At 39.3% G+C, this 13,824-nt stretch carries 13 protein-coding genes; 4 read left to right on the top strand and 9 right to left on the bottom strand.

Annotation, left to right across the window (positions count from 1 at the left end; translation table 11 throughout):
* Nucleotides 1-8: 8 nt before the first annotated feature.
* Both DIZ30_RS02880 and DIZ30_RS02875 read right to left on the bottom strand, forming a co-directional pair.
* Nucleotides 9-1,175 carry an AI-2E family transporter gene (locus DIZ30_RS02880; RefSeq protein WP_002287273.1) on the bottom strand — a complete coding sequence of 389 codons (1,167 nt, stop codon included), beginning with the start codon at nt 1,173-1,175 and terminating at the stop codon, nt 9-11.
* Nucleotides 1,176-1,186: 11 nt separating this feature from the next.
* On the bottom strand, nt 1,187-1,540 hold the full coding sequence (locus DIZ30_RS02875; protein WP_002294113.1) for a PTS glucitol/sorbitol transporter subunit IIA: 354 nt from the start codon (nt 1,538-1,540) through the stop codon (nt 1,187-1,189).
* 127 nt (nt 1,541-1,667) lie between these two features.
* Here DIZ30_RS02875 and DIZ30_RS02870 point away from each other — a divergent pair, with 127 nt between their 5' ends.
* Both DIZ30_RS02870 and DIZ30_RS13495 read left to right on the top strand, forming a co-directional pair.
* Entirely contained in the window at nt 1,668-2,690 is a 1,023-nt protein-coding gene (locus DIZ30_RS02870) for a lactonase family protein (protein ID WP_002307191.1), read from the top strand.
* 18 nt (nt 2,691-2,708) lie between these two features.
* Nucleotides 2,709-2,870, top strand: a complete 162-nt coding sequence (locus DIZ30_RS13495; RefSeq protein WP_002287277.1) for a hypothetical protein — start codon at nt 2,709-2,711, stop codon at nt 2,868-2,870.
* A 258-nt stretch (nt 2,871-3,128) separates the two neighbouring features.
* Here the strand turns inward: DIZ30_RS13495 and DIZ30_RS02865 are convergent, their stop codons facing one another.
* Both DIZ30_RS02865 and DIZ30_RS02860 read right to left on the bottom strand, forming a co-directional pair.
* On the bottom strand, nt 3,129-3,563 hold the full coding sequence (locus DIZ30_RS02865; RefSeq protein ID WP_002294114.1) for a hypothetical protein: 435 nt from the start codon (nt 3,561-3,563) through the stop codon (nt 3,129-3,131).
* Between the two features lie 109 nt (nt 3,564-3,672).
* Nucleotides 3,673-5,532 carry an LTA synthase family protein gene (locus DIZ30_RS02860; RefSeq protein WP_002287279.1) on the bottom strand — a complete coding sequence of 620 codons (1,860 nt, stop codon included), beginning with the start codon at nt 5,530-5,532 and terminating at the stop codon, nt 3,673-3,675.
* On the opposite strand from DIZ30_RS02860, the gene DIZ30_RS13625 reads away from it, so the two are divergent.
* Nucleotides 5,533-5,673, top strand: coding sequence for a hypothetical protein (locus DIZ30_RS13625; RefSeq protein WP_002321042.1), 141 nt, complete (start codon nt 5,533-5,535; stop codon nt 5,671-5,673).
* Here the strand turns inward: DIZ30_RS13625 and DIZ30_RS02850 are convergent.
* The 4 genes from DIZ30_RS02850 to DIZ30_RS02835 all read right to left on the bottom strand — a co-directional run bounded on the left by DIZ30_RS02850 (nt 5,650) and on the right by DIZ30_RS02835 (nt 10,873).
* A complete protein-coding gene (locus DIZ30_RS02850) occupies nt 5,650-6,810 on the bottom strand; it encodes an NAD(P)-dependent oxidoreductase (RefSeq protein ID WP_002287280.1) in 1,161 nt (386 codons plus the stop codon). The two genes, DIZ30_RS13625 and DIZ30_RS02850, sit on opposite strands and share 24 nt — an antisense overlap.
* 306 nt (nt 6,811-7,116) lie before the next feature.
* The gene (gene araA / locus DIZ30_RS02845) at nt 7,117-8,541 is read right to left on the bottom strand and encodes an L-arabinose isomerase (protein ID WP_086272947.1); all 1,425 of its coding nucleotides are present in this window, start codon (nt 8,539-8,541) and stop codon (nt 7,117-7,119) included.
* 15 nt (nt 8,542-8,556) lie between these two features.
* Nucleotides 8,557-9,255: an L-ribulose-5-phosphate 4-epimerase gene (locus DIZ30_RS02840; protein ID WP_002287284.1), complete on the bottom strand. Its 699-nt coding sequence runs from the start codon at nt 9,253-9,255 to the stop codon at nt 8,557-8,559.
* The gene (locus DIZ30_RS02835; protein WP_002294116.1) at nt 9,212-10,873 is read right to left on the bottom strand and encodes a xylulokinase; all 1,662 of its coding nucleotides are present in this window, start codon (nt 10,871-10,873) and stop codon (nt 9,212-9,214) included. Before DIZ30_RS02835 ends, DIZ30_RS02840 begins: the two co-directional genes overlap by 44 nt.
* 217 nt (nt 10,874-11,090) lie before the next feature.
* On the opposite strand from DIZ30_RS02835, the gene DIZ30_RS02830 reads away from it, so the two are divergent.
* Complete coding sequence (locus DIZ30_RS02830) at nt 11,091-12,491, top strand: sugar porter family MFS transporter (RefSeq protein ID WP_002287287.1); 1,401 nt, start codon at nt 11,091-11,093, stop codon at nt 12,489-12,491.
* A 249-nt stretch (nt 12,492-12,740) separates the two neighbouring features.
* On the opposite strand, the gene DIZ30_RS02825 is transcribed toward DIZ30_RS02830, so the two are convergent.
* A complete protein-coding gene (locus DIZ30_RS02825) occupies nt 12,741-13,820 on the bottom strand; it encodes a GntR family transcriptional regulator (protein ID WP_002297695.1) in 1,080 nt (359 codons plus the stop codon).
* Between the last annotated feature and the right edge of the window lie 4 nt (nt 13,821-13,824).

Below are 13,824 nucleotides of genomic sequence, written 5' to 3'. Positions count from 1 at the left end.
TCTTTTTGTTATTCTTTCTGCTTTTTCAACGGATTTTCTTCATAAAGAGAAGAGATTGTTGTGTACCATTCAAAAACATGAGTAATCACTACTTTAGCTGCTGCATAAACAGGAATCCCCAAGATCACACCGATGATTCCGAACAATTTCCCAGAAGTCAGCAGAACTAATAAAATCGTTACTGGATGGATTGCTAACTGATTCCCTAGTACTAATGGAGAGATCAAGCGTCCTTCTATTGTCTGCTCTACTGCAAAAACGATCAGTACTTTGATGATCATGAATGGACCTGCTACAATGGCTAAAAAGATAGCCGGAATCATCGCTAAAAATGATCCTAAGTAAGGGATCAGGTTCAAAAAACCCGCAATAATCCCCAACGTGACAGCATACTCTAAACCAATGACCGCAAAACCAATCATAAACATGATTGCCACAGCAAAAGCCACAGTTAGTTGTCCTCTTATATAAGAAGAAACTTGACTATTCATTTCACTCAGCACATTCAACGTCGGTTTTTGCATGCGTGTCGGTAAAAATTTGACAAAATAAGGTGCTAATTGTTTACCGTCTTTCAATAGATAAAATAAGATAAACGGCATCGTCAGCAGAGCCACTAAAATAGTCGCTACCGCGCCGACAAAACTTCCAAGACTCTGAACTGTACTCTTAGATATATCTTGGATCATATCGCCTGCCGAATTCATGAACTTATCACCTGCTGTTTCCAACTGTTCGCGAAATTGGTTGAACAGCGGGTCCCGCAAAATCTCGGTTAATTTATTATCAATCGTATCTACATATTGAGGGAAGTTACTGATGAAGCTCACTGTTTGTTCCTGAATCTTAGGGATGATCACTACGCTCCCCCATGCGATTAGTGCAACAACCAAAACAAACAGCCCAATGATACTGTAAAGCCTTGGTACTTTTCGCTTTTCAAAGTAATCAACTACCGGATTCATCAAGTAATACAAGATTCCTGCTAAAATGATAGGCAGACCTACGATTGCTAAAAATTGCCAGATTGGTGCAAACAAATATGAAACTTTTGTAAATAAAAAGACGATCAGCAATATTAACAATACAACAAGTAAGGCTGTGACTACTTGATTATTTAAAAACCAGCGCCAAAACCACGATACCGGTCTGTTCTTCTTATTTTTTCCTTCCATAATTCCTCCTGTTAGTTATAAAAAATTTGGCTTCCCAAACCAATAGCAGGCAGTCTATGCGGATGAAGATAGATTCCATTTGCAATTTGTCCTTCTTCTGGACAAGCATCAAAAATCAATGATACGTGAGCTACTGTCTCTAAATTCCCATTGGCCATCGGACCGACATAATCGATCGTATATACCTGATCATCAAAAGCAATTGTTCCGCCTGCTTTCAAAGAAAAAGGTTCGTCTTTTGATACTTCTTGAATCACCGAATATTTTCGTAAGGCAGCTGTTGCTGTTTTATCGAACAAAATCAGCATGGGTTCTTCCTTGTTTATTGCTTCTGTCCCAATTTCTGTAATCTTTGCCTGAATCATTGCACTCTCTCCTTTAATTGCTTTCAAAAACAGTATAACACATTCTCATTCTTTAGCCGTGTGGAATAATTATGTGATAGAATAAAAACGAAAACTATTTCATTACAATTAGGAGGAATCAGCTCATATGATCGAAAAGATAATTTTAGGAACCTATACGCGTCGCGAAAGTAAAGGAATCTATACGATCGACCTTGATACAGAAAAAGAAGAATTAGCCAACCTTTCATTAGCTGTTGAAGAAAATAGCCCTACCTATGTAGCAAAAAGTAAAGCTGGCAATCTTTACACAGTTACTAGTGTGGATGGATTAGGTGGTGCCGGTGCGTACGATAAGGATTTTCATTTTTTGAATGCGGTAACAGAGTCTGGCGCTCCTTTGTGTTATGTAGCGGTTGATGAAGCACGTCAATTACTATACGGGGCGAACTATCATAAAGGTGAAGTAAATGTCTACCATATATTAGGAGATGGCGAACTGAAAGCAGCAGATTCAATATTCCATCAAGAAGCGACAGGTCCTCATAAAAACCAAGATCATGCGCATGTCCACTATACGGATCTGACTCCTGACCAACGATTAGTCGTATGTGATCTTGGTACAGATCGTGTGTATACTTATGATGTGTCCGAAAACGGCAAATTGAATCTTGTAACTACCTTCACTGCAGAGCCAGGAACAGGCCCTCGCCATCTTGTCTTTCATCCAAATGGACAATTCGCTTATTTATTTGGTGAATTAGACAGCACAGTCCGCGTGCTTTCTTATAATAAAGAAACAGGTGCTTTTGAAGAATTACAGAAAATATCGACCTTGCCAGAAGAATTCGACGGTGAAAATGGAGGGGCAGCTATCCGCATTTCAAATGATGGCAAGTTCCTTTATGCTTCTAACCGAGGACATAACTCGATTGCTGTATTCGCAGTTTTTGAAGATGGTTCCCACATTCAAAACAAGCAAATCATCTCAACAGAAGGGGATTTTCCCCGCGATTTCGCACTAGATCCAAGCAATAATTTTGTCGTGTGTGCCAATCAGAACACCGATAATCTGACATTATATCGCCGTCATCCTGAAACAGGATTACTGGAATTACTGAAAAAAGATGTCTATGCACCAGAATGTGTCTGTGTTTATTTTGATCGTTAGTAAGAAAAGGAGAATGAAATGAATCAGCAAGACGTATTAGACAGACTACGGGAAGAACTAAATATTCCTTTCTTTGATGGGAAAATCGAAGATAAAGAGTATAGCGAAGAGGAATATCAGAAACTCAAAGCCGATTTACAGAACTACTTTGAACAATATGTACAGAATGTAGAAAACTAATCAGCTTTCCATACTATCTGAAAAGAACATCAGGACAAGACTTTTCCGTCTATCCTGATGTTCTTTTCTACAAATAAAAAACCGCCGAGATGGTTAGACTCGACGGAAAAGGAGTATTTACTCGATTTTGAGTAAGTACAAGGTTGTTGTTGGTTATAGGTATGTCATTATCATAAAGGATTTTGATCACTCTATCATAAAGGTAATATTACATTTATATTAGATAACTCTAGTTTTTATTGTTATCAAAGATTTCTTTTATTTTTTCAACAACAAATTAGTCATTTTTTGGATGGCAGCTGTCAATTGGTCTGTCGCTTGGTCTTGTTTTGCTTCAGATGTATTGAATAGATCTTCATCTACCCCTGATTCAAGATCGATACTTTGGATCATTTCTTCACAGCCTGCTACATATGAAAGATAAGCTTTTTCAAAATTTTTATGAATGCCCATTGCTTTTGCTGGTGGACGCAAAGTACTGACTTTCTTAAGCATTGCCCGATATTTTTTTGTTCCTTCTTCAAATAACAGGATGATCTCTTCAAGAGTCGATTTGTCCAGTTCACTTGTTTTTCCTTCATCAATTGCGTTTCTGATCACTTCATATTTCGGATGCATTCCTTCTCCGATTGCTTCTGTTTCCTTGACGATTTGATCGATGGACTGCACATAATAGCCAATATTCGGTAACATGTTCGTTTTCCTACTTTCTCCATTGTTGTTATTATTTATTCTACTTGTTTTTATCCTCAAATGACAAGTACTTGAAAAAATTTAATGGTTTCTATACAGCTCGCCATTCTTATTCGTGCTCAAAGAAACCATCTGCTAAACTATATTGTTTCCCTGCGACAATGTCATATTGGATCAATTGATATTCGTCGTAAATCTCTTGTTGCGAGCGATTGAATTGCGCTTCTTTATACCACTGTCCGTTTTGATAGTACAGTTCTCGTTCAAACGCCGGAAGTTCCTGTTCTAATGATAAAAGCAGCTGATAAAAGCCATTTGTTGTCTGATTCGTCTGTTCCATTAGATTCGCTGCAAAATAAAACGGACTGGTGATTGCATCGTGAGTCGTTTGCTTTTCTAATTCTCCTTTACTGTCGAACATAAGAAATTGTGTTTCATGCAATGTTTGTTTGTCATTTTTTGCTTGGATCGTATCTGAATAGATCCCTGGAAGATGATCCCCCCAAAAAACAACTAAAGTCCTTCTAGAAAGATTCTTCAATTCTTCCGTGAACTGCTTCAGTGCCGTGCTGCTATAGGAAATATCTTGCAGATAATTCTCTAAGTCAAGTGTCCCACTTCCATCTGAAGTTTTTGCAGGATAGTCTAGATTATCATACTTTCCATCGTAGGGCATATGTGTCTGCATCGTGACTAAATGAATGAACTGAGGTGTTTTTTCTTCCTTGAGAAGTGTCATTACTTCTTTGTAAGCTGACTCATCAGAAATATATGGATTATTCTCTATCGTATCCGTATAGGTCATCGTACGCTCGCTGATGAACTGGTCAAATCCTAATGTCTGATAAACATCCTCTCTTTTATACATCGAAGTATTGTATGGATGGATCGCTGTCGTCTGGTATGATTGTGCGTTTAACGCTGAAACGATAGAAGGAAGCTGATCCATTTTTGGTACAAGCATCGTGTAAGGGGTGGTGAGTTGCGCATTAAATAACGCCATAGAAAAACCAGTCAATGCTTCAAATTCGATATTTGCTGTTCCACCGCCATAGTTTTGAGAAAGCATATTGCCACTATATGTTTGATCAGCTACTTCATAATAATCTGCCAATGGCTCACCAGATACTTCTACGCCGTTTAATCGACTAGGATCTGAGAAACTTTCACTCATCACGAACACGATGTTCGGCGACTCTTCCTCTACAGTTTTATTTTTTTCATCGGCTAGCTTCTGGTATTTTTCAGTGATTTCTTTGATCTTTTCTTTCGAATATCCTTCAGGTTCATCCATTGGTTCTACCTTCAGATTGTACAAAAACCCACCGATAAAACCAGTGTTATAGTAGTTCATTTTCTGGCTGTAAGGTATCCATAGTGCCGTTTTATTATATGCTTTTCGCAACAAATTATCGGGATTGTTGAAATTACTGATATACCCTAGCAGTCCAATTGCCACAAGCAGTGTCGTTAATCGGATCAATTGGAATCGCCTTCCTTTTTTCAGGCTTCGAAACATGTACCAGCAAAACAATCCTATCACGGTTCCTGCGGCAGCTAAGATCACTGTAAACAGCATAGTGCCGGTCATATCTTTCAGCAATCCGATTTCAGTGATCATCTTCAAATCGTCTGGATAAATCGGTTCTTGCCGATAACTCATTTTCATATAATTTGCAAAACCTAATACACCGATGGCTACGACATACGTAAGGGAACCTAAAGGGACAGATCCTGCTAGTGCAATCAGAAAAATAAGAATAATCAGCAAGACGAGACAGGCTAAGAAGAATTTTTCCGTATGCCAAGAAAAAGCAAATTTCAACGCAAGGTCTACGGATAGATCATTTTGACACCACTGCAAAAATAAATTACTAAAAACAACAAGAAAAAAGATACTGATGATTGCTGCTGTTCCTTTTAAAATCTTTTTCTGTTTGGTCGAAAGTCTGCTTATATATCTTTTCAAATGCTTGCTCCTTCATTTCTATCAATAAAAGAATGTTGCTTCTCTTATTTTAGTTGTACGAAATTCGAAAGTAAAGAACGGAAAGAAGAATTAATGAAATCCAAATATTCTCTTTCTTTATGGCCTTTCTGGTTTCTTTAATAAGCGGACCTTTCGTACTCCAGAAATTTTTTCTAGCTGTTGTTTCACTTGATTGAGCTGTTCAAAATCAGTACTGTCTATGTCAATCAATATGTAGACATGCTCATTCTTATGGTTACGCGATATATCTGCGATCGCTAGCTCGTTCTCATTCAGCAGAGAAAATATCTCTGCTAATATATTGGTTTTCTTTTGATAAAATATAGTGAATCGAAACGGCGCTTGGAAAAACATTCGTGCGGATGGATAATTGACCGCTTCTCTAACCGTACCGAACAAAAGATAATCTTTTAAGGCTTCAACTGCCAAACGTCCGCTGTCTGCCAAAGCTTCCTGAGTCGATCCCCCTAGATGAGGCAACATAAGTATACGGTCATTTTCTAAGAACTCTTCTTCTGGAAAATCAGTCAAGTATTTAGCCAGATGTTGTTTTTCCAATGCTTGCATAACAGCATATTTATCAACAATTTCACTTCTTCCTACATTGATAAGTACAGCATCTTTTTTCATTTTTTCTATATTCGCCTGATCGATCAATCCTTTTGTATCTTCTGTCAACGGCAGCATGACTACGATGTAATCCGAGGTAGAAAGAACTGTTTCTAAATCTGCTTGCCGAACATAATCCAACTGGGCATCGCGGATAGAATAACCCAAGACATCCATCCCTAAGCTATAGCAACTTAGCGCTACTTTTGTGCCTATCGCTCCAAGACCAAGAAGACCGATGGTTTTGCCTTGCAATTCTCGTCCCACATAAGCACTTCTTTTGTTTTCTGCCTGTTCTAAAATATTAGGACCTGTTAGTGTTTGTACCATACGACTTGCTTCGATTATCGGACGGGAAGATAAGAGCAAACAGCACAAAACAAGCTCTTTTACTGCATTAGCATTTACACCTGGTGTATTCATGACGATCGTCCCGTTTTCAGAAGCTTTTTCAACGTTGATCGTGTTCACCCCAACACCAGCTCTTGAAATTGCTAGCAAATCTGGTGTAAGCCATTCATCTTTCACTTTCGTACTACGAATAACTATTCCTTCGGCTGGCAAATCATCTATTATTTTGAAATATTCCCCTTGTAACTTTTCTATCTCTTGTTCTGGAATAGCATCAATCAAATGAACGTGATACATAACCCCCCCTCCTTACTAACAAGTATCTCGAAATTTCTGCAATTAGACAACTGTTTACCATTTGACTTCCTAGAAGCAAAAAGAGCAGTTAGAGCAGAGTAGGCTGAGTGATAAAAATAAGGCTATGACAAGTTACTGCCATAAGCCTTATTTTCGAGAGCAAAATATTGAGGGTGAGATATCTTGATAAATGGTGTTCCGTTAGCTGACATTGATAATAAGACTAAATTTCAAAAAAGTTGAAAAGCAAATTTCGTCAATCTCTTCTTATTTCTTAAAACTAAGTGGCTTTTTCACAACCTCTTTTTATCTAATAACCACTGTTTCCAACTCAACTAATTTTGCCCACGTTTCAATTTGATCTGTTGTTAGATTTAGCGAGACAACGGTATGATGACCGCCACCTGCCTGAATCCATGAATGGACACCTTCATGGAAATTCGGTTTAGTTTTCCATAACACACGTGCAACAGGTAAATTAGGTGCTTCAGTCGTTGGTTCAAAGGCTTTTACTTCATTGATCAGCAGTTTATAATGCGTACCGAAATCTGCCATCGATACGACTACCCCTTCTCCTGCTTTCCCATCAAATACAAGACGCGCCGGATCTTCTCTATCTCCCATTGATAAAGGAGAAACAACGATTCTTGGTTTCGTCGCAGCAAGCGTCGGATCTACTTCCATCATATGGGATTCCAAGATTGCTTCTTGGCCACTAGCTAGCTCGTAAGTATAATCTTCCATGAATCCTGTATCTTTCCCTCGAGCCATGATTTTCAGCAACCGATCAATCGCTGCAGTTTTCCAGTCGCCTTCCCCAGCAAAACCGTATCCTTCTGCCATCAAACGTTGTACAGCTAGTCCAGGTAGTTGTTTCATTCCATACAGGTCTTCAAAATTAGTCGTAAAAGCGTTATAGCCTCCTTCTTCTAAGAAACGGCGAATACCGATTTCCTGCTGAGCTTGTACTTTTACATGTTCCTCCCATGTCTTTTCTTCATAATCACCATAGTCGAAGGTATACAATTCCTTGTACTCTTCAAATAATTGATCGACTTCTTCGTCTGATACGCGATCGATTACTTGTACAAGATCTCCGATACCAAAATAATCAACAGTCCAACCAAATTGAATCTGTGCTTCCACTTTGTCTCCTTCTGTGACACCCACGTTTCTCATGTTGTCACCAAAACGAGCCACTTTTATTCCAAAACTTTCATTATAGGCTACTGCAACATCCATCCAATCAGCAATCTCTTTTTGGATCTCAGGTCGTTTCCAGTAGCCAACGACGATTTTATTTTGTTTATTTAATCGAGCATTGATGAACCCATATTCGCGGTCACCATGAGCGGATTGATTTAAATTCATGAAATCCATATCGATCGTTTTCCAAGGAATGCTTTCGTTATATTGCGTAGCTAAATGAAGCAATGGTTTTTGTAGAAGCTTTGTCCCGCGGATCCACATTTTTGCTGGTGAGAAAGTATGCATCCAAGTGATCACACCTGCTACTTCTTCTCGATAATTGACCTCTTTCATGATTTTTGTGATCGTATCAGCAGTAACTGCTAATTCTTGAAGGCGGATTGGATAAGGCAATTGGCCATTTTCATTCAGTTCATCGACCATTTCTTGTGCATGTTTCTTTACTTCTCGCAGTGCTTCTTCCCCATATAAATGCTGTGATCCTACAACAAACCAAAATTCTTTTTCTCCAATATTCAACATAATTAGCCACTCCTTTTATTTGTTTTGTCCGTAATACGCATTTTTTCCGTGTTTTCGTAAATAATGTTTATCTAAAATCCGTTGAGGCAGCTCTTCTGAAAATGAATTGAGCTGTCTGGTAAATAAATTCATCTTGCATACTTCATCTAGTACGACTGCGTTCATTACCGCACTTTGCGCATCTTTCCCCCAAGTAAATGGACCGTGTCCGTGTAAAAGTACCCCTGGAATTGCTAAGGGATCAATTTTGCGTTCTTTGAATGTTTCTATGATAACTTTTCCTGTTTCATATTCGTACCCGCTGTCGATTTCCTGTTGTGTCAAAAATCGAGCACAAGGTACCGATCCATAAAAAGTATCTGCATGCGTCGTCCCCATCGCAGGAACATCCAATCCTGCTTGTGCCCAGATCGTCGCCCATGTCGAGTGAGTATGGACGATTCCTCCGATTTGAGGAAATGAACGATATAAAACAGCATGAGTAGGCGTATCCGAAGAGGGATTGAGTTTACCTTCAATGATATGATTGTCCAAGTCCACAACGACCATGTCGTCTGCTGTCATCTCTTCATAACTGACTCCGCTAGGTTTGATAACGAAATATCGTGTTTCAGGATCAAAAGCGCTCACATTTCCCCATGTATATTTGACGAGTCCGTGTTTAGGCAAGTCAAGATTTGCTTGGTATACTTCTTCTTTCAGTTGTTCCAGCATTTTCTATCACTCCTTTTTCTTGCAATTGATGAATCGCTGTTTTTTCAATGTCGATCCCCTCACGGTAACGTCTCATAAATATCTGATAGCCTGCTATTTCTTCTGCTGAAGGTGTGATGGTGATTCCTTGGTCTTGTCCAAACACGTCTTCTGCCAAGAAGTTTTCTAAAGACTTCCCATGTCGATCCATCATATAGGCTGCTAATAACGCGATTCCCCACGCTCCACCTTCTCCGGCTGTGTCCATCACTGTAACTGGTGCCTCCATAGCAGATGCTAGAATCCGCTGTCCAACTTCTGGTGTTTTAAAAATCCCCCCATGCCCCACTAAACGATCAATTTGGACATTCTCAGATTTCAATATATCCATTCCGATTCTCATTGCACCAAAAGCACTGGCTAAATGGATCCGCATGAAATTCGCTAAATCAAAACGGCTACCTGGTGTACGTACAAATAATGGCCTTCCTTCATTTACTCCTGTAATGTTTTCACCGGAAAAATAACCATAAGAAAGTAATCCCCCGCAATCCGTATCGCCTTCTAGCGCTTTGTTGAATAATACCGTGAATAATTTATCTCTGCTTATCTCCATACCCAAAGAATTGGTAAATTCTTCAAAAATACTGACCCAAGCATTGATATCCGAAGAGCAGTTATTCGTATGAACCATGCCTACTAGTTCTCCTGAAGGTGTAGTGACCATGTCGATTTCCGGATGGACATTTTCTAGTTCTTTTTCTAATACGATCATAGCGAAGGCGGAAGTACCAGCCGAAATGTTCCCTGTCCGTTTGGCTACACTGTTCGTAGCGACCATACCGGTTCCTGCATCCCCTTCTGGCGGACAAACCGGGATTCCTGGTCTCAAATTTCCCGTAGGGTCGATCAGATAAGCCCCTGATTCGCTTAACTTGCCAGCTTCTTCTCCTGCTACTAGAACTTTAGGCAAAATGTGATCCAAGTCAATCGCTACGTGCGCTTTTTCGATTAACTGACCAAAAATATTTTTCATTTCTTGATGGTAGGTTTTCGTTGAAGGATCGATAGGAAACATGCCTGATGCATCTCCTACGCCTAGTACTTTCTCACCAGTAAGCTGCCAATGGACATAACCTGCAAGCGTTGTCAAAAAATTAATTTCTTTCACATGTTCTTCTTTATTCAAAATAGATTGATACAAATGAGCGATACTCCATCTCTGCGGAATATTGTATTGAAATTTTTCCGTTAATATTCGTTCTGCTTCTTCAGTGATTGTATTTCGCCAAGTACGAAATGGTACTAGTAACTGTTCCTTGCTATCAAATGCTAGATAACCGTGCATCATTGCACTGAACCCAATCGACCCGATTGTCGTAAGATTCTCGCCATAGATTTCGAATACTTCTGCTGCCATTTTTCGGTAACTGACGCGCAGTCCTTTCCAAATATCTTCTAATGAATAGGTCCAGATACCATTTTCTAGTTTGTTTTCCCACTCATAACTACCAGCGGCAATAGGAGTAAAAGATGAATCAATCAATACAGCTTTGATCCTAGTTGATCCAAACTCAATCCCTAAAGATGTACGACCATCTATGACATCTAACATACTTTGCGCATTTACTTCCTTCATAATGATTTAACTCCCTCCTTCTCGTCAAACCTGATCAAACCGTCTTTTTAGTAGCGCTTACAATGATTATTGTATACTTTTGTACGTACATGTCAAGCGGTTATTTACAAGAATACAATAAAAAACACTTGTTTTGTACGTACATAAGTTATAAAATGAAATTGCTTACAAAATCTGATCAACCGCCTTCTCGAAATTCTAGAAGGAGAGAATACTTATGAAAAAAGAAAAAAAAGTTTCCTCATCGTTTATTTATTTTTTTGGCGCATTTGGCGGCATTCTATTTGGATATGATATTGGTGTTATGACCGGCGCCTTACCTTTTTTACAGCATGATTGGGGTTTGGCAGGTAAAGCTTCTTTGATAGGATGGATCACGTCTTCGGTCATGTTAGGTGCGATCCTTGGCGGCTCTTTATCTGGTCTTCTTTCTGATAAGCTTGGACGACGAAAAATGATTCTTCTTTCTGCACTTATTTTTATGGCTGGTTCTGTCCTTTCTGCATCTGCCCCTCACAATGGTTCTTATTTTCTGATTGCAGCAAGGATTCTTCTAGGTTTAGCTGTTGGCGCTGCATCTGCCCTAGTTCCTGCTTATATGTCTGAAATGGCTCCTGCTAGACTAAGGGGAAGATTGTCAGGGATCAATCAAGTGATGATTGCTTCTGGCATGCTCCTTTCCTATGTTGCAGATTATTTGCTAAAAGGGTTGCCTGAAACGATGGCTTGGCGCGTGATGTTAGGGCTCGCTGCTGTCCCCGCGCTGATTTTATTTTTCGGTGTTTTAGCTCTACCAGAGTCACCGCGTTTTCTTATGCAATCTGGCCGCTTGGAAGAGGCAAAAAGAGTATTGAACTATATTCGGACACCAAAAGAAGCTGAACAGGAATTCGAACAAATCCAGCTGAATGTCAAACAAGAAAAGACAACCGGAACTTCTTGGCATACTTTGTTTTTAGAAAAATATCGTTCCTTAGTCATTGCCGGTATTGGTGTAGCAGTATTCCAGCAATTTCAAGGAGCTAATGCTATTTTTTACTATATTCCGCTGATCGTAGAAAAAGCGACTGGGCATGCAGCGAGCGATGCATTGATGTGGCCGATCATCCAAGGAATCATTTTAGTTGCTGGTTCTTTGCTCTTTTTGGTTATTGCAGACAAGTTCAATCGGCGAACTTTATTGAAAATAGGCGGTAGCGTGATGGGACTTTCTTTCATCCTACCAGCTGTTTTAGGAACTGTACTGGATGCTCATACAAATTCGTTGTTGATTCTCTTGTTTTTATGTATTTATGTCGCATTTTATTCTTGCACATGGGCTCCACTGACATGGGTAATCGTAGGCGAAATATTCCCACTAGCTGTCCGCGGGCGAGCATCTGGCCTAGCCTCTTCTTTTAATTGGATTGGTTCTTTCCTAGTTGGCTTGCTTTTTCCTGTGATGACTGCTTCTATGTCTCAAGAAATCGTTTTCGGCATTTTTGGGATCATCTGCTTTTTAGGGGTTTTATTTATTCAAGAGATCGTACCAGAAACTCGTGGGAAATCTTTAGAGGAAATCGAACAAAGTGCATCTAAAAAAACTTATCCTAAACGTATTTCTATCCATCATTCTTAAAGAGGTTGTGACAGAAGTGGTCAGCTTCAAGAAATAAGAAGGAACCGCTTAGTTTCGAGTCACAAGGAACAATTTCAAAAAACAGCTTCTCATGTTTGATGAATATTGTGACTTGTGACCAGTTGGTAGGAGAACACCGTTTAGTGGAGAGGTGGTGAAAGAAACGTTCAGCCTTGAGCGATCAAAAGCTCTCACAAACATTGCGACGAGTAACCGTAGGAGCAATAAGAGGCGGTAAAAACCCGTCTCTTATTTTTCGTTTTCTTTCACTGTTTCCCGTTCAACTAGTACAGGTTCATAAAGAATATTCGGCTGTGCCTGTCCTTTTTCAATCGTTGTGACGATCCACCGTGCGGCATCTTGTCCCAACTTTTCTTTTGGATGTGTCAATGTTGTCAATTTTTTATTTCCTAAATGGCTTAAAGAAGAATCGTCTGTTCCTACGATGGATAGATCATCTGGAATTTGATAGCCATTTTCTGTCAGCTTATCTAGCAATAAACTAGCTATTTGGTCGTTATAGCAAATGATGCCATCTAAAGCTTGTTCTTCTTTCAACCGTTGTACTGTTTTTTCAGCGATTGTTTCTCGTGTTTCCGTGGTGAAAGTAATGATATCTTCCGTCAAAAAACGCACATTATACTGTTCACACGCGCTGATAAAACCTTTCATCCTGTATTTTCCTTGAAGATCGTCGATTTTTGTGATGAACAACAGACGCTGATGTCCTTTTTTTATCAAATATTCTGCTGCCATAAAACCGACTTTCACATCATCTAAACAAATATAAGAGGCATTTAACTCTTCATAAGCAGCATTGATCATCACCATCGGAATGCCTTGTTCTCTCAAAGCAACATAAAGTGCTAAGTTTGGGTTATACTGATTACTTTTCGTAGGCTCAACGATCAAACCATCTACCCCATAAGCAATCATTTTCTTCAAACACTCTTTTTCCAATTCGTGATCGTTATTCGTACTGGCTAAAAGCAATGAATACCCAGACTCTCGTAATTCATTTTCGATTCCTCGGATAATCGACGGAAAAATATAATCAGAGAGATATGTGGTGATGACACCGATCGTTTTTGTTCTGTTCAATGGTGTTTTTTCTATCTTATAGCTGTCATCTACATATGTGCCCGATCCTTTTTCTTTACGCAGATAGCCCTCATTTACCAACACAGCGATTGCTTGCCGAATCGTATGTCTGCTGACGTCATATATTTCTTGCAGCTTGAATTCTGAGGGAATGGTTGTATTTACTTCGTATTCCTCACGAAGGATCTTTTGTTTTATCTCTTCTGCAATATCTTGATATTTTGCCATTTGC

Origin of the sequence: Enterococcus sp. H57 (genome assembly GCF_003112495.1) — a bacterium.
Taxonomy (GTDB): domain Bacteria; phylum Bacillota; class Bacilli; order Lactobacillales; family Enterococcaceae; genus Enterococcus_B; species Enterococcus_B faecium.
Note: the sequence above shows the minus strand (reverse complement) of the source record. Positions and strands in the feature narration are given on the sequence as shown.